Here is an 18,898-nt window from a genome sequence, read left to right on the forward strand (position 1 = left end):
CCGAAATACCGCTGTGCTACACTGCTCGGCCCACGGAGGATGATCATGCTCGACCCCAAGACCCTGGAAGAATTCGGTAACCGGATGAGCGCGCTGCTCGCCAATTCCCCGGCCAAGGATATCGAGAAGAACGCCAAGGCTGCCCTGGGCGGCCTGTTCGGCAAGCTCGATCTGGTCACGCGCGAGGAGTTCGACATCCAGGCACAGTTGCTGGCCCGGACGCGCGAAAAACTGCAGGCGCTGGAAGCCCGCGTCGAAGCACTCGAAAAAGCCCGCCAGGGCGAGCAGTAGCCCGGCATGGCGCTGGCCGTCGCGCTCAGTCGCGGACTGGACGGCCTGCACGCGCCACCGGTCACCGTCGAAGTCCATCTGGCCAACGGCCTGCCCGGACTGACGCTGGTCGGCCTGCCCGACGCCGAGGTCCGCGAGGCGCGCGACCGCGTCCGCGCGGCGATTCTCAATTCCGGCTACGAATTTCCCAGCAAACGGATCACCATCAATCTGGCGCCGGCCGACCTACCCAAGGAATCCGGGCGCTTCGACCTGCCGATTGCGCTCGGCATCCTGGCCGCCAGCGGACAGATTCCCGTCGACGGCCTGCGCGGTCACGAATTTGCCGGTGAATTGTCGCTGTCCGGCGAACTGCGCCCGATTCGCGGCGCCCTGGCAATGGCGCTGCAGGCGGCCGGCGACAAGCGGCGTTTCGTGCTCCCGGAAGCCAGCGCGCCGGAAGCCGCGCTGGCCGGTTGCGGCGACATCCTGGCGGCGGACTCGCTGCTCGCGGTATGCGCCCACCTGAGCGGCGAACGCCCGCTCGGCGCGCCGCCTGCGGTCGACATCGGCAACGGCGAAATTCTTCCCGACCTGGCCGACGTCCGCGGTCAGGCACAGGCCAAGCGGGCGCTCGAGATCGCCGCGGCCGGGCGCCATTCGCTGTTGATGTACGGTCCGCCGGGTGCCGGCAAGTCAATGCTCGCCAGCCGCCTGCCCGGCCTGATGCCGCCGCTGACCGAAAGCGAAGCGCGCGAATCGGCCGCCGTGCTGTCGCTGGTCGGCCAGTTCCGGCCTGCGGGCTGGGGCCGCCGGATGTTCCGCAGCCCGCATCACTCGGCCTCGGCGGTGGCGCTGGTCGGCGGCGGCAATCCGCCGCGCCCCGGCGAGATCAGTCTGGCGCATCAGGGCATCCTGTTCCTCGATGAACTGCCCGAGTTCGACCGCAAGGTACTCGAAACGCTGCGCGAGCCGCTGGAAAGCGGTCGCGTGCATATTGCGCGGGCGGCGCGTCAGGCCGAGTTTCCCGCCGAATTCCAGCTGATCGCCGCAATGAATCCCTGCCCCTGCGGTTATCACGGCCAGGCGCGTTGCCGCTGCACGCCGGAACAGGTGATGCGCTACCGGGGAAAACTGTCCGGCCCCTTCGTCGACCGCATCGACCTGCTGATCGAAGTGCCGCCGCTGCCCGACGCCGCGCTGGCCGGACAGCCGGACGGCGAAACCTCGGCCGTCGTCCGCGAACGGGTGGCCGCCGCCTGGGCCAGACAGCGCGCCCGGCAGGGCGGCCCCAACGCCCGCCTGGACAACCGCGAAATCGACCAGTTGTGTGCCCCGGAGCCCGCCGCCGCCCAGTTGCTGCAGGCAGCCGCGCAGCGCCTGGGCCTGTCGGCCCGCGCCTGGCACCGCGTGCTCAAGGTGGCGCGCACCATCGCCGACCTGGCTGCCAGCGAGACCATCGCCGCCGCCCATGTCGGCGAAGCTATCCAGTATCGGCGACTGGCCCATGACTGATTCCCGCAACACCCGCGGCCTGGCGTTGCTGCTGGCCGTCCTGTCGGCGCTCGGCCCGTTCTCGATCGACACCTACCTGCCCAGCTTCCACGATATCGGCAGCAGCCTGCAGGCAACGCCGCTGGATGTGCAGCAGACGCTGTCCGCCTATCTGTTCTCGTTTGCCGTGATGACCCTGTGGCACGGTGCCATTGCCGACCGTTTCGGCCGGCGCCGGGTGATCCTCTGGGCGCTGGCGCTGTTCGGCGTGGCCAGCGCCGGCTGCACGCTGGCCGGCAGCATCGGCCAACTGTGGTTCTGGCGGGCCATGCAGGGCGTCACCGCCGGTGCCGGCATCGTTGTCAGCCGGGCCATCGTGCGCGACCTGTTCGACGGCGCGGCGGCCCAGCGCCTGATGTCGCAGATCACGATGATGTTCGCGCTGGCCCCGGCCATTGCGCCGGTGATCGGCGGCTGGCTGCAGTCGGCGTTCGGCTGGCGCTCGATTTTCGTGTTCCTGACGCTGTCGACCGCAGCCCTCTGGTTCACCTGCTTCAAGCTGCTGCCGGAAACGCTGCCGCCGGCGCGCCGCCAGTCGCTGCAACCGGCCTATCTCGGGCGCACTTACTGGAAGGTGCTGAGTTCCCCCCGCTTCCTGCTGGTCTGTGCGGCGCTGTCATGCAACTTCGGCGGCTTCTTCATCTATGTACTGTCGGCGCCGACCTTCCTGATGAGCCATCTGAAATTGCCGGAAACCGCCTTCCTCTGGCTGTTCGGACCGGCGATGAGCGGACTGGTCTGCGGTTCGTGGCTATCCGGCCGGCTGGCCGGGCGCATCTCGCTCGGCCGCACCGTGGCACTGGGCTACGCGGTGATGGCCGCGGCGGTCGTGCTCAACCTGGCGATCAACCTGACGCTGCCGCCCGGCCTGCCGTGGAGCGTCGCGCCGCTGTTCGTATACACCACCGGCATGTCGCTGGCGCTGCCCTGTCTGACCTTGTTCGCGCTCGATCCCTTCCCCGAGCAGCGCGGCCTGGCCGCCTCCTGCCAGACCTTTTTCCAGTCCGGCTTCAACGGTTTCGCTGCGGCCGTGATCGCACCGCTGCTGTGGGGAACGACGCTGCACCTGGCGCTCGGCATGGCCGGCCTGCTCACCCTGGGCGCGCTGGCCGCCTGGGGACACCGCAAATTACGACTGCTGCCAGGGTAGACCGTGGAAACGCCAGCCGCCGCGGGTTCCGCGGTGAAAGTCCTCGTCGAGCGGTCCCTCGAAGCCTTCGAGCACGTTGATCACTTGCGTGAAGCCGGCCTTTTCAAGCGCTTCGCAGGCGTACAGCGAACGATGGCCGCTGCGGCAGATGACCAGCACCGGACGCTCGACGCTCCCCTTGCACAGCCGCTGCACGCGCAGTGCGAAATCCGGGTCGATGTCCCAGTCCGGCGCTTCCTGCCAGGCGACATGTTCGGCGCCGACCGGATGACCGACGTACATGTGTTCGATCTCGGTCCGGCAATCGACCAGGACGGCCTCCGGCGTCTGTTGCAGAAAGGCATGGGCGGCACGGGGATCGAGATGCTGCATCGGCGTATCGGAACATTTGAATGAACCGATATTATACGTTTCCCCCCACCGTCTGCCCCGGATCGCCATGAAACTGCCCGCCTGGATCGTCGCCCTGTTTTCCGGCCTGAGCGCCCTGCTGTTGCCCGCCTGCGACGCGGTGAACCTGCCGCAGATCCAGCCTGGGGTGACGACGCAGGCCGAGGTCCGCCAGCGCCTGGGCGAACCCGGCGCTGTGCACGCCAACGACGACGGTACGGCGACCTGGGAATACTCGCGCCAGCCGGCCGGCGTCGACTGCTGGATGATCCGCTTCGACGACCGCCAGGTGGTGGCTGCGGTCGACCAGGCGCTGAGTGCGGAAAACCTCGCCCGCATCGCCAGCGGCATGCCCGAGGCCGAAGTCCTGCGCCAACTTGGCCGCCCGGCGACACGTATCGCCTTCGGCCCCGACGACGTGCTGGAATGGCACGTGCGCAGCGATTTTCCCGGCGAGGAAGCCTATTTCGCGGTGCATGTCCGACGCGACGACGGTCGGGTCGTCAAGACCGCCAGCCGGGTCCAGCCGAAAGGCTGAACCGCGCGGTCAACCGCCCAGCCGCTGCAATTCCTCGATCGTGTTGATGTTGGCGAAGGCGTCGGCAACGTCAGAAAAATCGACATCGACCGCCGCCAGCGGTTGATACCAGCGCTCGAACTTGCGCTCGCCGGCCTGCAGATAGGCGGTCAGATCGTCGAGCAGCTCGCGCCGGCACAGGCAGAACACCGGATGCGGCTGATTGCCGGTACGGGCGACGGCAATCTGCGCGTCGTTTGCGGTCAACTCGGCTAGCAGCCGGCAAACCAGGTCGACCGGCAACCGCGGCGAATCGCACGGCGCCGTTGCCACCAAGGGCGTCGCGGCCGCCGCCAGCGCCGCGTGCAGGCCAGCCAGCGGCCCGGCAAACCCGGCGATCGCGTCGGCCACGACCGGATAGCCGAAGGCGGCATAAACCGCCGGATTACGGTTGGCGTTGATCAGCAGCGTATCGACCTGCGGCGCCAGCCGCTCGATCACGTGCGCCACCAGCGGCCGGCCGGCGAACGGCTGCAGCCCCTTGTCCACGCCGCCCATCCGGCTGCCCATGCCGCCGGCCAGGACGACACCGGTGATCGCCGGGCGCAAGGGCGACCGGACTTCAGACATGATCGAGAATCTCGCCGGCGACGCGGGCGATTTCCGCATCGCTCAAGACACCCGCCACCACCGGCCGGGATTCGTTCGCGGCATGGCGGGCGAGCGAGCGGCGGTACAGCGGATCGTAGTGCCGTTCGAGCAGCGATGCGGTCAACGCAGCGAATTCGCCGTTTTCGATCAACCCCCGCCATTCGCCGACGCGTTCGCCACCAACCAGTTCGCGCAGGCTCTCCAGACGCTGCAGCAGGGTTTCCCGGTCGTCGAGGAAATGCGGGTAATCACGCAGCAGGAAATCCACCCGGTCGCCCAGCGCTACGCACAGTTCGCTGCGCCCCGCCTGCTGCATCGCCCGGTGGAGTGTCTCCGGCAGACGCAACCGGCCGATCTTGCGCGACTCGGCTTCGACGAACACCGGCCGGTCCGGGTCGAAAACGCTCAAGGCCTGCCACAGCAGAGTCTCGAACCATTTCTGCCCGGGCTGCGCGATGCCCGGCCGGCCACCCAGCACCGAGCCCTTGTGGCAGGCGATTTCCTCGAGGTCGAGCACCTGGCCGCCACGGGCGGCGATGGCCTGCAGGATGCGCGTCTTGCCGCAACCGGTCGGGCCGGCGATCACGTGGTAACGGAAGCGGCCGGGCAAGGTCTCCAATTGATCCAGCACATGTTGCCGGTAGGCCTTGTAGCCGCCTTCCAGCTGGCAGGCATCCCAGCCGACCGAACGCAGCACGGTGTTCATCGCCCCCGAGCGCATGCCGCCGCGCCAGCAAACGATCAGCGGCCGCCATTGCCGGTCGTTGGCGAGAAAGCGTTCGCGCAAATGGCGCGCGATGTTGGCCGAGATGTAGGCGGCACCGAGCTTCTTGGCAGCGAACGGCGATACCTGCTTGTACAGCGTGCCGACCTCGGCGCGCTGCGCATCATCGAGGACCGGGCAGGAAATCGCACCGGGAATGTGGTCGTCGGCGAATTCGTCCGGCGAACGGACATCGACGATGGTGTCGAATTCGCCGAGTTCGCCCAGCGTCGCGCTGCCCTTGCGGGCTGCCTGCCGGGCGGTCGCCGGCAGCCTTTCGCCGTTCATTTTCCTTTATCCTTCGCGCTGATCCGTGCCAAGCCGACATTTTAGTGGTCTGCTGCACAAAAGTCGGCCCGACCGACCTGCAATTCGTCAGGAACCCCGATGGAAAACACCCCCGAAACCGTCCCCGCTCCGCGCCTGACCCAGCTCGCCCATGGTGGCGGCTGCGGCTGCAAGATCGCCCCGGCCGTGCTCGGCGACATCCTGAAGCACGTCGGCAGCGGCATCGTGCCGCCGGAACTGATGGTCGGCATCGAATCGTCCGACGACGCCGCCGTTTATCGCCTGAACGACACGCAGGCGCTGGTCGCCACCACCGATTTCTTCACCCCCATCGTCGACGACCCCCGGGATTTTGGGCGTATCGCCGCAACCAATGCGCTGTCCGACGTCTACGCCATGGGCGGCAAGCCGATTCTGGCGCTGGCACTGGTCGGCATGCCGCTCGCCAAATTGCCGGTGGACGTCATCGGCCAGATCATCGACGGCGGCGCCAGCGTCTGCCGGGCGGCCGGCATCCCGGTGGCCGGTGGTCATTCGATCGATGTCGTCGAGCCGATCTACGGCCTGGTCGCCCTCGGGCTGGTCGAGCCGGCCAAGGTCAGGAAAAACTGCAACGCGCAGGCCGGCGACATGCTGGTCCTTGGCAAGCCGCTCGGTGTCGGCGTGCTGTCGGCCGCGCTCAAGCAGGAAAAGCTGTCGGCCGCCGGCTACGCCGAGATGCTGCACTGGACGACCCTGCTCAACACGCCCGGCCCGAAGCTCGCCGAACTGCCCGGCGTGCACGCGATGACCGACGTCACCGGTTTTGGCCTGGCCGGCCATCTGCTGGAAATCTGCCGCGGCTCGCGGCTGGGCGCCGACGTCGCATTTGCCGACCTGCCGCTGATCGACGAGGCGCTGGACGGGGTACGTCAGGGCATCGCCACCGGCGCGTCGACGCGCAACTGGGCCAGCTACGGCAGCGAAGTGGAGTTGCCGAACGGCTTTGCCGAATGGCAGCAGAAACTGCTGACCGATCCACAGACGTCCGGCGGCCTGCTGGTGAGTTGTGCGCCGGCTGCGGTCGACACGGTGCTGGCAACATTTTCCGCCGACGGTTTCGGCGCCGCCCGGGTGATCGGGCAGATGCGCGAAGGCAGCGGCCTGCGCGTACGCTGAAGACGGGATGCATGGCAACGCGGGGCCGGCTTGATGAGACCGGCGTCCTGCGCATGCGTTGAAGGCGGTCGCCCCCCGCGAAAACGGCGTTCAGCGCCCCCGGCCGCCGCCCGGCCGTCCTTTGGCGCCGGCTTTCGCCACACCGGCCACCGGCCGACTGCCGGCTCCCGGCTTCTGGCCTGTGTTTTGCCCGGGCTTTTGCCCCGAATTCCCCGGTCGACCGCGCCCGCCACCGGTTTTCGGACGTTCGTCAAAGCCCACCCAGTTGCCCGGTGCGCTGCGCCGGCCGGCCGGTTTCGCCGGCTTGACCGAGGAGACACTGCGCGCGACCGGCGCGCCCCAGGTCGGCGGCACGTTGTGCTTGGGCTCGAAGCCCGGTTCCTCGTCACGCGACAGCGCCTGTTTCAACAACGCCTCGATGGCCGCCAGTTGCGGCGCCTCGTCGGCAGCGACGAAGGAGATCGCCTCGCCAGGCTGGCCGGCCCGGCCGGTGCGGCCGATCCGGTGCACATAATCTTCCGGCTGCAGCGGCAGGTCGAAATTGACCACCTGCGGCAATCCGTCGATGTCGATGCCGCGTGCCGCCACGTCGGTCGCCACCAGCATCTCGACGGTGCCCGCCTTGAAGGCGTCGAGCGCCTGCTGGCGGGCGGCCTGCGGCCGGTCGCCGTGGATCGTGTCGGCCGGAATCTGCTTGCCGCGCAGGCGCTCGACCAGTTCGTCGCAACCCTTCTTCGTCTTGACGAAGACCAGCACCTGGCGCCAGTCGCGGTCGCGGCGCATGAACAGGAAAAGGTCGGTCTTGCGCTTCTTGTCCACCGGCACCGCCCACTGGCGGACCGTCTTGGCCGCCGTGTTGCGCGGCGTCGCCTCGATGCGCAGCGGCTTTTTCAGGCGGCGACCGGCCAGTTCGACGATGGCCGGCGCGAAAGTGGCGGAGAACAGCAGCGTCTGGCGTTGGCGCGGCAGCGCGGAGAACAGGATGTCGAGATCGCCGGCAAAGCCGAGGTCGAGCATGCGGTCGGCTTCGTCGAGGACCAGCGTGCGCAACTGGCGAAAACGCACGGCGCCCTTGGTGAACAGGTCGATCAAACGGCCCGGCGTGGCGACCAGGATGTCGACGCCCTGCTTCAGACGGTCGATCTGCGGATTCAGGTTCACGCCGCCGTAGACCGCATAGGTTTGCGGCGCCAGCCCAGCGCCGTAACGGCGGAAGCTGTCCATCACCTGCTCAGCCAGTTCGCGCGTCGGCACCAGCACCAGCGCGCGCACCGCGCCGGCATCGAGCGCTTCCGGCGCAGCGGCGAGCATCTGCAGGATCGGCAGCGCAAAGGCGGCCGTCTTGCCGGTGCCGGTCTGCGCCGCGGCCAGCAGGTCGCGACCGGCCAGCACGGCGGGAATCGCCTGCTGCTGGACCGGCGTCGGCGTGCGGTGGTCGAGTTCGGCCAGGGTCTGCAACAGGGCCGGCACGAGGCCGAGTTCGGTAAAGCTCATCGGGGCATTCCGGGGAAAAACCGGCAATTCCTGCGGTCGACCGCAGGAATCCGGAAAAAATCAGAAGGTGACGACCTTGTCGGCGTCCAGCGTGGCCTGCGCCAGTTCGGCCAGCGTGCCGATGCTCAGGCCGGGAATCAGCGGCAGTTCGCCGAGGCCGCGGGCCAGCGCGCAGGTCCGGCACAGTCGGATGTCGACGCCGTAACCGACCAGCGTCTCGACCATGCCTTGCAGACCGTTGGTCGCGCCGTCCACCTGCTTGGGCAAACCGAGCACGGTGGCGTCGGACATCAGGAAAACCTTCACTGCCGGCGGGTCGTCGCGACCGGCCAGCGCGGTGGCCAGACGCAGGCCGGACAGACAGCGCTCGCTACCGTAGGGCGGTGCGTGGATGATGATCAGGACGTTCTGCATGGCGGACTCCGCAGGAGGAAAGTCCGCCATCTTAGCGCCGGACGGCGGATTTTTCCGCCGCTTCGGCAAGCTCAGCCGTCAACCGCCTCGCCGGCCAGCAGGAAGGGATTCGGCGCGCCACGGGCGTAACCCTGCTCACCGACCAGCACGTCGATGGCCAGGCTGGCCAGATCGTCGATCAACGGCTCGACCTGACGATCGTCCTTCTGGAAGTAGAGCTTGATGTAGCCGTGGCAGTGATCGCAGGCCTCGGCGCGAACCGCCGGGAAAGCATCCTCGATGCCGAAATAGGCGACCACGCCGGGATCGTCGCACAGCGTGCAGCGGGCGCGCACGGCGTTCCAGCGGGTGGCGCACAACGAGCATTCGAGATAGCGCAGGCCGCCCTTGCCCTGCTCGGCCAGCACGACGGCGCCGACCGGCGCACTGCCGCAGCACGGGCAGGCGTGGCGATCGGCCAGCGGCAGATGGCCCTTCGGCAGAATCAGGCGCGCCGCGGCATGGGTATGAACGACCTGCAGCGCCGCGGCGACCACGACATCGGCCAGCGTGCGCTGGCCGGTCGTCGCCGCGCCTGCTAGCAGCGCACGGGCAGCGGGCAGAAGGGCGGCGGCATCGCGGCTCGGCGGAAGGTCGGGACCGACCTGTCGCAGCGTGTCATAGACATCGGCCCAGGCGGCATCGAAGCCGGATTCGGCGCCGGCGAATAGCGGTGACTGCCAGTCGAAATCGGCCGGCAACGCCAGGCCGGCGTCGGCCAGACCGGCCATTGCCGCATGCTGGGCATCGGCCAGCACGGCCAGCCAGTTCAACCATTCGGCGGCGCCGGAGCTTGACGCCAATTGGCGCAGGCGGGCGGCACGCCGCTGGAAGAGATCGCCAGTCGGCGCCACGACGGTGGACGGCTCGACGGACAGCGGCAAAGTTTGTTCGGGAAAAAGCATGTCGCCCCAGAAAAAATGTCAGGTTCTCACATCAAGGTCGGCGGTGCCAGCACGCCACCCGCGTCGACGATACGCTCGGCACCGGCATAGACCACCATGCCGTGCGCCCGGGCGAAGCCGACCAGCAGAAGGCCGGCGGCCTGCGCCTGGCGAACCGCCAGCGCCGTCGGCGCCGATACGGCGACCAGCGCGGGCAGGCCGGCACTGGCCGTTTTCTGCACCATTTCGTAGGAGGCACGGCTGGTCACCAGCACGAAGCCGTCCCCGGCGTCGCCGGAACGGGCCAGCGCCCCGACCAGCTTGTCGAGGGCGTTGTGCCGGCCGACATCCTCGCGTACGCAGCGGATGTTGCCGGCGGCATCGGCCCAGGCGGCAGCATGGGCCGATCCACACCGTTCGCGCATCGCCTGCCAGTGCGGCAGCTGGCGCAGCGCTTCGTGAATCGCCGCCACGGTCAGCGGCTCGCCGGCGTGCAGCGTCTTGTCCGGCATCGCCGTAACGCCGGCCAGGCTCTCGACGCCACACAGGCCGCAACCGGTGCGCCCGGTCAGCTGACGCCGCCGGTCCTTGAGCCCGACAAAGCGCTCGCTGGCAATCTCCATTTCAATGGAAATACCGTCGCAACCGGGTTTCACCTCGATGTCGTACAACTCGCCGGGCCGGGCCAGAATGCCCTCGGACAGGCTGAAACCCAGCGCAAAATCTTCCAGATCGGAGGGCGAAGCCAGCATCACGGCGTGGGAAATGCCGTTGTACACCAGCGCCACCGGCACTTCCTCGATCAGCTCGTCGCTGGCGGTGGACCAGAACTCGCCGCTCAGGCGGTGAACGTCGGCCAGTACCGTGGTCGGCAGGACGTCGTCAGGGTCGACTTGAGCGGCAGGTCGGATTTGCGGCTTCATGTGCGTAACGTTTTCGGAAAAAAATGGGGATGCAGGAAACGAATTCCGGCAGAGCCCCAAAAAACGCAAGGTAAAGCAGAAACTTGTCGATCGCCGGGCACCGCAACGGGCGCCCGGCGGACCGGTCGGACGGCGCTTACTTGCCGGTGACCTGACGGTACCAGCCGCGGTGGTGCTGCTTGGCCCAGGCGCGGGTCACCGTGCCGTACCACATGGCGCGGATGGTGCCCTTGACCCAGATCGCGGCATAGACGTGCACCATGATCAGGCCGATCATCGTCGCGCCGGCCGCCGCATGCACCACGGCGCCGAGACGGACGATGTCCACCGGCAGGTGGAACCAGGCACGCCAGATGACGATGCCGGACAACGTCATCAGCAGCATGCTGATCGCCAGCGCCCAGAACATCACCTTCTGGCCGCCGTTGTACTTGCCCTGTTCCGGCATGTCGTGGTCGTTGCCATCCACCATGTTCTTGGCCTTGGCCAGCCATTCCTTGTCGGCCGGCGTCATCTTGTTCAGATGCTTGAAGCGCAGGAAGATGATCAGGAAAGCCACCGCCATCAGCACCCCGATATAGGGATGCAGGATGCGCGTCCACACCGGGCCGCCGAACAGCTGCGTCAGCGGAAAGAAGGCCGGGTGGAAGAAGGCCAGGCCAGACAGCGCCAGCAGGATGAAGGAAATGCCGACCACCCAGTGGTTGGCCCGCTCGGACGCGTTGTAGCGCTTGAGGTCCTTGGGATCACGGATCATTTCACTTCCTCCTTGTCTTCACGCTCGATCTCTTCTTCGATTTCGCGGGATACCTCGTTCGGGCCCTTGGTCACGTAGTGGAACAGGCTGCCCAGGGCGATGCCGGCCAGGGCCAGCGTTGCCAGCGGCTTGGTGAAGCCCTTCCAGATCGAGACCAGCGCGCTGATCGACGGATTGCTGGGCAGGCCGCTGTACAGCTCGGGACGGTCGGCGTGGTGCAGCACGTACATCACGTGCGTGCCGCCGACGCCTTGCGGATCGTACAGGCCGGCATTGGCGTAACCGCGTTCCTTGAGGTCCTTGATCCGGTCCTCGGCAACCAGCTTCATGTCTTCCTTGCTGCCGAACTGGATGGCGCCGGTCGGACAGGTCTTGACGCAGGACGGCTCCTGGCCGACGGCCAGGCGATCCGAACACAGCGTGCACTTGTAGGCCTTGTTGTCTTCCTTGTTGATGCGCGGCACGTTGAACGGGCAGCCGGTGACGCAATAGCCGCAACCGATGCACTGCTCGGACTGGAAGTCGACAACACCGTTGGCGTACTGGATGATCGCGCCGGGCGACGGGCAGGACTTCAGGCAGCCCGGATCGGCACAGTGCATGCAGCCGTCCTTGCGGATCAGCCATTGCAGGCGGCCGCCTTCGTCCTGATGCTCGGCGAAGCGCATCACCGTCCAGCTCTTGGCGGTGAGGTCGACCGGGTTGTCGTAGATGCCGTGGTTGTGACCGACTTCGTCACGCACATCGTTCCATTCCGAACAGGCCACCTGGCAGCCCTTGCAGCCGATACAGATGGAAACGTCGATCAGCTTGGCGACTTCCAGCTTGTGGTCGCGGACCTGCGGCGGCGGCGTCAGGCTCGAGGTGGCCGAACGCCGGATGATGTCTTGGGATTGCATGGACATATTGGTTTCCTCAGACCTTTTCAACGTTGACCAGGAAGGCCTTGTATTCCGGCGTATGGGTGTTGGCATCGCCGACGCGCGGGCTCAGGGTGTTGGCCAGGAAGCCCTTGCGGGTCGTGCCTTCGAAGCCCCAGTGCACCGGAATGCCGACCTGCTCGACCTCCTGCCCCGCCACCTGCAGCGTCATCACGCGCTTGGTCACCACCGCCTTGCCGCGGATGTGGCCACGCTTGCTCGACACCTTGATCAGGTCGCCGGCCTTGATGCCCTTGCTGGCCGCCAGCTTCTCGCTGATCTCGACGAACTGCTCGGGCTGGACCACGGCATTGAGCAGCGAATGCTTGGTCCAGTGACGGAACATTTCGGTGATCGAGTAGGACGTCGCCACGTAGGGGAATTCCTCGCGGGAACCGAAGGACGGCTTGTCGTCCTTGAAGATGCGCGCCACCGGGCTCTTGCCACTGCCGGAATGCAGCGGATTGGCCGGGATCGGGCTTTCTTCCGGCTCGTAGTGCTCGGGGAACGGACCGTCGGTCATCGCGCCCATCGAGAACAGGTGGCCGACGCCATCCTGCAGCATGATGAACGGGCTGACGCCGCTGCCCGGTGCCGCCGTCGGCGGATAGTCGGGCACATCGGCACCGCTCCACTTGACGCCGTCCCAGTGCAGGAACTTGCGCTTCGGATCCCACGGCTTGCCGGCCGGATCGGCCGAAGCACGGTTGTACAGCAGGCGGCGGTTGGCCGGCCAGGCGAAGCCCCAGCCCGGCGTGTTGCCGAGACCGGTGTCGGTGTTGTCGCGGCGCGCCATCATGTTGCCGGCCTGCGTCCACTGGCCGGTGTAGATCCAGCACAGGCTGGTCGTCGTGCCGTCGTCGCGCAGGTGGGCGAAGCTGGACAGCAGTTCGCCCTTCTTGGCGATCTGGTTGCCCTTGTCGTCGAACAGGTCGGCAAGTGCGTAGCCGTTGAGTTGCTTGGCGACCTCTTCCGGATGCGGATCCTTCGGATCGTGGTAATGCCAGTCCAGGTTCATCAGCGGTTCGGGACAGACGCCGCCTTCCTTTTCGTACAACTCGCGCAGCTTCATCAGCAAGGTGCCGAGGAACTTGCCGTCGTGCCAGGCTTCGTGCGGCGGCGTCTGCGCCGCCCAGTGCCATTGCAGCCAGCGGCCGGAGTTGGCGATCGAGCCGTTTTCCTCGGCAAAGCAGGACGACGGCAGGCGGAACACGGTGGTCTGGATTTCCGCCGGATTGACGTCATTGAACTCGCCGTGGCTCTGCCAGAACGACGAGGTTTCGGTCTGCAGCGGGTCCATCACCACCAGATACTTGAGCTTGGCCAGACCGTCACGCACCTTGCCCGACGACGCAGCGGCAGCGATCACGTTGAAGCCCTGAACGATGTAGCCGTTGGCCTTGCCCTGAGCCATCTGCTCGACGAAGGCCATGACGTCGTAGCTGCGGTCCCACTTCGGCAGCCAGTCGTAGCCGAAGTTGTTTTCCGGGGTGGCCTTGTCGCCGTACATGCCCTTGAGGAAGCTGACCATGAACTTGGAGGTGTTCTTCCAGAAGTTCACCTGCTTGTCGACCAGGGTCTTCGGAGTCCGCTGTTCAAGATAGGTCTGCAGGCTTTGCTGGTTTTCGTTGGGCAGCGTCAGGTAGCCGGGCAGCATCGTGGTCAGTACGCCCAGGTCGGTGAAGCCCTGTACGTTGGAGTGGCCGCGCAGCGCGTTGATGCCGCCGCCGGGCATGCCGATGTTGCCGAGCAGCAACTGGACGATGGCCGAGGCACGGATCATCTGCGAGCCGCCGACGTGGTGGGTCCAGCCCAGCGCGTAGAGGATGCTCGTCGTCTTGTCCGGCACGCAGGTGGCGGCCAGTTTTTCGCAGATGTGCAGGAAGTCTTCCTTGGGCGTACCGCAGATATTGCTGACCATCTCCGGCGTGTAGCGCTCGACGTGCTTCTTGAGCAGGTTGAAGACGCAGCGCGGATGCTGCAGCGTCTCATCGCGCAGCGCATAGCCGTCGGCACCCAGTTCGTAGGCCCAGGACGAGCGATCGTAGCTGCGCTTCTCGGCGTCGTAGCCGCTGAACAGGCCATCCTCGAACTTGTAGTCCTCGCGCACGATCAGCGGCGCATTGGTGTAGGCCTTGACGTATTCGTGCTGAATCTTGTCGTTGGTCAGCAAGTAGTGAGCAACGCCGAGCAGGAAGGCCGCATCGGCGCCGGCGCGGATCGGCGAATAGAAATCGGCGACGGCGGCAGTCCGGTTGAACCGCGGATCGACCACCATCATGTAGGCCTTGTTGCGGATCTTCGCCTCGACCGCCCACTTGAAGCCGACCGGGTGGGCTTCAGCCGGGTTGCCGCCCATCACCAGAATCACGTTGGCGTTCTTGATATCGACCCAGTTGTTGGTCATCGCGCCACGCCCGAAGGACGGGGCCAGACCGGCCACCGACGGACCGTGGCAGAGGCGCGCCTGGTTCTCCAGGTGCACCATGCCGAGACCGCGGGCGAACTTGACGTCGAGGATGCCGGTTTCGTTGCTGGCCGCCGACGAACCGAGGAAGCCGGTGGTCGCCCAGCGATTGACCAGTTGCCCCTTCTCGTTCTTCTCGATGAAGTTGGCGTCGCGGTCATCCTTCATCAGGCGGGCGATGCGATCGATCGCTTCGTCCCAGGAAATGCGCTTCCATTCATTGGTGCCGGCCTCGCGCACTTCCGGATATTTCAGGCGCTGCGCACTGTGAATGAAGTCGAGCACGCCGGCACCCTTCGGGCACAGCGAACCGCGGCTGACCGGATGATCCGGATCGCCTTCGACGTGGAAGATCTTTTTCTTCGCGTTCTTGGCGCCGTCGCCGAGGCTGTACATCAGGATGCCGCAGCCGACCGAACAGTAGGTGCAGTTATTGCGCGTCTCCGTGGCGCGGAACAGCTTGTATTGGCGGACTTCCGCCTGGGCAGCCGTGGGGGCCATGCCCATCACGGCAAGACCGGAACCGCTGAGACCGGCCGCCGAAATCTTGAAAAACTGCCGTCGATTGATATTCATCTTTTCCTTCCCTCCTGGACTGCGAGCTCGCCTCGCCCGAAAACTGAGGGCAACGACCGTGCCAAAATCGGCAAGTTGATGAATCGAAAGGGTTCACAGCAAAAAGGGTTATAAAACCCCTTCGTCGAAATGGACATTTTGTCCCGCCCGGCCTCGACATTGGACAAAATGTCCCACCTTGCCGGCCAGAATGACCAAGCCCGGCGCCGCCGACCGAAGCACGGCGGTTTGCCGAAGTCGCGCCGAGTTTGCGATGATGCGGGGCGAAGCGGAGCAAACGATGGATGACAACACCCCGGACGGCAACGACGCCTCCCCCCAACGACAATATTCGATCCTGGTCGTCGACGACGAACCGGGCATGATCAACTTCCTGCAACGGGCGCTGAGCCAGCGTCACGGGCAGGTCGACACCGCCGGCAGCGTCGAGGAAGCCGCACCGCGGCTGTCGCACTGCCTGTACGACCTGATCGTACTCGACATCGCGCTGCCCGGACGCAACGGCCTGGAATGGCTGCACGAGCTACGCAGCGAAGGCTACGGCGGCGATGTGATCCTGATCACCGCCTACGCCAATCTCGATACCGCCATCGACGCGCTGCGCGGCGGCGCCTCGGATTTCCTGCTCAAACCGTTTTCGGTAGCGCAGATGCTCAACGCGGTCGAACGCTGTTTCGAACGCTCGCGCCTGCGCCGCGAAAATTTCGTGCTGCGCCGCGAGGTCGAGGAACAATCCACCGCCGTCGAGGGCGTGATCTGCCAGTCGGAAGCGATGCAGGGCGTCTGCGACCGCCTCAAGCGGGTCGCCCCTTCCTCGGCGACGGTCCTGCTGACCGGTGAATCCGGCACCGGCAAGGAAGTCGCCGCCCGCGCCCTGCACAAGATGAGCCGACGAGCCGAAGGACCTTTCGTGCCGCTCAACTGCGCGGCGATCTCGTCCGAACTGATCGAATCCGAGCTGTTCGGCCACGTCAAGGGCGCCTTCACCGGCGCCCAGGGCAAGCGCGAAGGCCTGTTCTACTACGCCCAGGGCGGCACGCTGTTCCTCGACGAAATCTCGGAACTGCCCCCCGCCGCCCAGGCCAAGCTGCTGCGCGTGCTCGAGGAAAGGCGCATCCGGCCTGTCGGTTCGGAACAGGAAATCCCCGTGGACGTGCGGGTGATCGCCGCCAGCAATCGCGACCTGCGCCAGGAAGTCGCCCAGCAGCGCTTCCGTCAGGATCTTTACTACCGGCTGCAGGTGCTGGAAATCTACCTGCCGCCGCTGCGCGAACGAACCGACGACATCGCGCTGCTCAGCCGCTATTTCCTCGACCTGCTGTCGGCGCGGCTGAATGTGCCGATGCTCGATCTCAGTCCGCGCATCCTCGCCCGCATGTCGGCCTACGACTGGCCGGGCAACGTGCGCGAACTGCGCAATTTCATCGAACGTTCGCTGATCCTCGGCTGGTTCGACCTCGGACCCGACGAACACGACATCGACAGCAACGGCGACGGCAACGACGAACTGCTCGAAGCGGTCGAGAAGCGCCACATCCTGGCCACCCTGGCACGCTGCCAGGGCAACAAATCGGAAGCCGCCCGCCGCCTGGGCATTTCGCGCAAGACGCTGGACCGCAAGTGCACGGCCTGGGGTTGCGAATGAGCGACACCGAACCGGGCGAACCCGCACCGCGGCGGCGTTCGATCCGCCGCCGGCTGCTGCTGCTGGCACTGCTGCCGCCCGGCCTGGTGCTGCCGCTGCTGACGGTATTGCTGATGCAGTGGGGCAGCGCCTACGTCGACCGCCTGCTGATCGCCAAGGCCGCCTCCGACCTGATCGTCGCCAACAGCTATTTCGAACGCGTTTCCAGCGGCATCGGCAGCTCGCTCGAAAGCCTCGCCGCCTCCACCCGGCTGGCCCGCCATTACGCCGGCGGGCGCAATTCCGGCCATTTGCCGCTGTGGCTCGACAACGAGCGCGAACGCCTGCATCTCGACTTCCTGCTGATCCTGTCGCCCGACGGCTGCGTGCTGACGCCGCAACTGGCACCGGCCGGCCGCAAGACCTGTTTTCCCGACTGGCCGGTGATCGAAGGCGCCCGCGCCGGCGACGGCAATAGTGCGGTCGACGTCTTTCCGGCGGAACTTTTGCGGGCCATCGACCCGCGGCTCGCCGCCCGCGCCCACACCACGCTGATCCCGACCCGCAACGCCGCCCCCGACAGCCGGCAGGTGGAAGAACGCGGTCTGGTGGTGCATGCCGCGGCCCCGATGTTCGACGCCGACGGTCACATCGTCGCGGTACTGGCCGGCGGCGTGCTGCTCAATGGCAACCTGCCCTTCGTCGACCGGCTCAACGAGATCGTCTATCCCGACGGCACCCTGCCGCTCGGCAGTTCCGGAACGGCAACGCTGTTCCTCGGCGACGTGCGCATCGCCACCAATGTCCGCCTGTTCGAGGACAAGCGGGCGATCGGCACGCGCGTTTCGCAGGCAGTCCGCGATGCGGTGCTCGGCCAGGGCCAGACCTGGCACAACCGCGCCTTCGTCGTCAGCGACTGGTATCTGTCCGGTTACCGACCGCTGCTCGACAGCCGCGGCGAGCGCGTCGGCATGCTCTACGTCGGCTTCCTCGACAAGCCTTTCGCCGCCGCCAAGGAAACCGCGATGGTCGTCGTCATCGGCATCTTCGCCGCGGTCATGCTGTTTGCCGCGGTCTTTGCGGTACTGCTGGCGCGCCGCGTGTTCAAGCCGATCGAACGCATGCATGCGACGATGACCGCGATCGAGAGCGGCCACCCCGACGCACGCGTCGGCCCGGTCGGCGGCCACGACGAGATCAGCGACCTGGCCAGCCATTTCGACCGCCTGCTCGAACGCCAGCAGGCGCAGGCGCAATCGCTGCAACGCTGGGGCGAATCGCTCGACAGCGAGGTCGCCCGCCGCACCGGCGAACTGCGTCAGGCACTGTCCAACCTGCGCGCCGCCCAGGGCAAGCTGGTGATGCACGAGAAAATGGCCGCCATCGGCCAGTTGACCGCAGGCGTCGCCCACGAGATCAACAATCCGATCGCCGTCATCCAGGGCAACCTGGAGCTCGCCCGCGAACTGCTCGGCGAGCAGGCCAGACCGGTCGAGGGCGAATTGCAGCTGATCGTCGACCAGGTGCACCGCATCCGGCTGATCGTCGCCAAGCTGCTACAGTTTGCCCGGCCGCAGGAATTCGTCGGCTACATCGAGCCGGTCTCGCCGCAGGCACTGATCCAGGATTGCCTACTACTGGTCGGCCACTTGCTGAAGAAGGGAAACATCGCCATCGAACAGCGCCTGCATTCGGTGCGCCGGGTCAATTGCAACAAGAACGAGTTACAGCAGGTGCTGATCAACCTGATGGTGAACGCCATCCAGGTGATGCCGGAAGGCGGCGTACTGACTCTGTCCACCGAAGACTGGGACGAGGCCGACATGCCGATCGGCCTGAAACTGGTGGTCAGCGATACCGGGCCCGGCGTACCGCCGGAGAACCAGACCAGCATCTTCGAACCCTTCTTCACCGCCCACAAGATCGACGGCCACGGTCTCGGCCTGTGGGTCAGCCAGTCGCTAGTCGAACGCTACGACGGCCGGATCACGCTCGACAGCCCGCCGGGCCAGGGCGCCACCTTCACCGTCTGGATGCGTTGCGAGCCGCTCGGCTGAGC

Annotated in this window: 17 protein-coding genes; 7 read left to right on the forward strand and 10 right to left on the reverse strand. The window is 66.5% G+C overall.

Features of this window, described 5'->3' with window-relative positions; translation table 11 throughout:
- Positions 1-45: 45 nt before the first annotated feature.
- From L0962_RS01530 to L0962_RS01540, 3 genes are read left to right on the forward strand one after another with little or no spacing between them, the layout of a single operon-like run.
- A complete protein-coding gene (locus tag L0962_RS01530; protein ID WP_234082974.1) occupies positions 46-291 on the forward strand; it encodes an accessory factor UbiK family protein in 246 nt (81 codons plus the stop codon).
- Positions 292-297: 6 nt separating this feature from the next.
- Positions 298-1,785, forward strand: a complete 1,488-nt coding sequence (locus L0962_RS01535; RefSeq protein WP_234082977.1) for a YifB family Mg chelatase-like AAA ATPase — start codon at positions 298-300, stop codon at positions 1,783-1,785.
- Positions 1,778-2,974 carry a multidrug effflux MFS transporter gene (locus tag L0962_RS01540; RefSeq protein ID WP_234082980.1) on the forward strand — a complete coding sequence of 399 codons (1,197 nt, stop codon included), beginning with the start codon at positions 1,778-1,780 and terminating at the stop codon, positions 2,972-2,974. The genes L0962_RS01535 and L0962_RS01540 overlap by 8 nt, the downstream gene beginning before the upstream one ends.
- Here the strand turns inward: L0962_RS01540 and L0962_RS01545 are convergent.
- Positions 2,954-3,346 (reverse strand): rhodanese-like domain-containing protein, encoded by a 393-nt coding sequence (locus tag L0962_RS01545; protein ID WP_234082983.1) that lies wholly within the window; start codon positions 3,344-3,346, stop codon positions 2,954-2,956. The two genes, L0962_RS01540 and L0962_RS01545, sit on opposite strands and share 21 nt — an antisense overlap.
- 67 nt (positions 3,347-3,413) lie before the next feature.
- On the opposite strand from L0962_RS01545, the gene L0962_RS01550 reads away from it, so the two are divergent.
- The gene (locus L0962_RS01550; RefSeq protein WP_234082987.1) at positions 3,414-3,902 is read left to right on the forward strand and encodes a hypothetical protein; all 489 of its coding nucleotides are present in this window, start codon (positions 3,414-3,416) and stop codon (positions 3,900-3,902) included.
- Positions 3,903-3,911: 9 nt separating this feature from the next.
- On the opposite strand, the gene mobA is transcribed toward L0962_RS01550, so the two are convergent.
- Both mobA and mnmH read right to left on the reverse strand, forming a co-directional pair.
- Positions 3,912-4,511 carry a molybdenum cofactor guanylyltransferase MobA gene (gene mobA, locus L0962_RS01555; RefSeq protein ID WP_234082990.1) on the reverse strand — a complete coding sequence of 200 codons (600 nt, stop codon included), beginning with the start codon at positions 4,509-4,511 and terminating at the stop codon, positions 3,912-3,914.
- Positions 4,504-5,583: a tRNA 2-selenouridine(34) synthase MnmH gene (mnmH, locus tag L0962_RS01560; protein ID WP_234082993.1), complete on the reverse strand. Its 1,080-nt coding sequence runs from the start codon at positions 5,581-5,583 to the stop codon at positions 4,504-4,506. The genes mobA and mnmH overlap by 8 nt, the downstream gene beginning before the upstream one ends.
- 99 nt (positions 5,584-5,682) lie before the next feature.
- On the opposite strand from mnmH, the gene selD reads away from it, so the two are divergent.
- On the forward strand, positions 5,683-6,741 hold the full coding sequence (selD, locus tag L0962_RS01565; RefSeq protein ID WP_234082996.1) for a selenide, water dikinase SelD: 1,059 nt from the start codon (positions 5,683-5,685) through the stop codon (positions 6,739-6,741).
- Between the two features lie 90 nt (positions 6,742-6,831).
- Here selD and L0962_RS01570 read toward each other — a convergent pair whose 3' ends face one another.
- The 7 genes from L0962_RS01570 to fdnG all read right to left on the reverse strand — a co-directional run bounded on the left by L0962_RS01570 (position 6,832) and on the right by fdnG (position 15,215).
- Positions 6,832-8,235 carry a DEAD/DEAH box helicase gene (locus tag L0962_RS01570; RefSeq protein WP_234083000.1) on the reverse strand — a complete coding sequence of 468 codons (1,404 nt, stop codon included), beginning with the start codon at positions 8,233-8,235 and terminating at the stop codon, positions 6,832-6,834.
- Positions 8,236-8,295: 60 nt separating this feature from the next.
- Positions 8,296-8,649, reverse strand: coding sequence for a DsrE/DsrF/TusD sulfur relay family protein (locus L0962_RS01575; protein WP_234083003.1), 354 nt, complete (start codon positions 8,647-8,649; stop codon positions 8,296-8,298).
- A gap of 71 nt (positions 8,650-8,720) precedes the next feature.
- Positions 8,721-9,572, reverse strand: a complete 852-nt coding sequence (locus L0962_RS01580) for a formate dehydrogenase accessory protein FdhE (protein WP_234083007.1) — start codon at positions 9,570-9,572, stop codon at positions 8,721-8,723.
- A gap of 47 nt (positions 9,573-9,619) precedes the next feature.
- The gene (gene fdhD / locus L0962_RS01585; protein ID WP_234083023.1) at positions 9,620-10,495 is read right to left on the reverse strand and encodes a formate dehydrogenase accessory sulfurtransferase FdhD; all 876 of its coding nucleotides are present in this window, start codon (positions 10,493-10,495) and stop codon (positions 9,620-9,622) included.
- 136 nt (positions 10,496-10,631) lie between these two features.
- A complete protein-coding gene (locus L0962_RS01590; RefSeq protein WP_234083028.1) occupies positions 10,632-11,252 on the reverse strand; it encodes a formate dehydrogenase subunit gamma in 621 nt (206 codons plus the stop codon).
- Positions 11,249-12,157 (reverse strand): formate dehydrogenase subunit beta, encoded by a 909-nt coding sequence (fdxH, locus tag L0962_RS01595; protein ID WP_234083031.1) that lies wholly within the window; start codon positions 12,155-12,157, stop codon positions 11,249-11,251. The genes L0962_RS01590 and fdxH overlap by 4 nt, the downstream gene beginning before the upstream one ends.
- Before the next feature lie 10 nt (positions 12,158-12,167).
- Positions 12,168-15,215 carry a formate dehydrogenase-N subunit alpha gene (gene fdnG / locus L0962_RS01600; RefSeq protein WP_234083034.1) on the reverse strand — a complete coding sequence of 1,016 codons (3,048 nt, stop codon included), beginning with the start codon at positions 15,213-15,215 and terminating at the stop codon, positions 12,168-12,170.
- A 280-nt stretch (positions 15,216-15,495) separates the two neighbouring features.
- Between fdnG and L0962_RS01605 the strand changes: the two genes are divergently transcribed.
- Complete coding sequence (locus L0962_RS01605) at positions 15,496-16,860, forward strand: sigma-54 dependent transcriptional regulator (RefSeq protein WP_234083038.1); 1,365 nt, start codon at positions 15,496-15,498, stop codon at positions 16,858-16,860.
- On the forward strand, positions 16,857-18,896 hold the full coding sequence (locus L0962_RS01610) for a cache domain-containing protein (RefSeq protein ID WP_234083043.1): 2,040 nt from the start codon (positions 16,857-16,859) through the stop codon (positions 18,894-18,896). The genes L0962_RS01605 and L0962_RS01610 overlap by 4 nt, the downstream gene beginning before the upstream one ends.
- Positions 18,897-18,898: the final 2 nt, after the last annotated feature.

It is taken from the genome of Azonexus sp. R2A61, assembly GCF_021401135.1.
GTDB lineage: Bacteria > Pseudomonadota > Gammaproteobacteria > Burkholderiales > Rhodocyclaceae > Azonexus.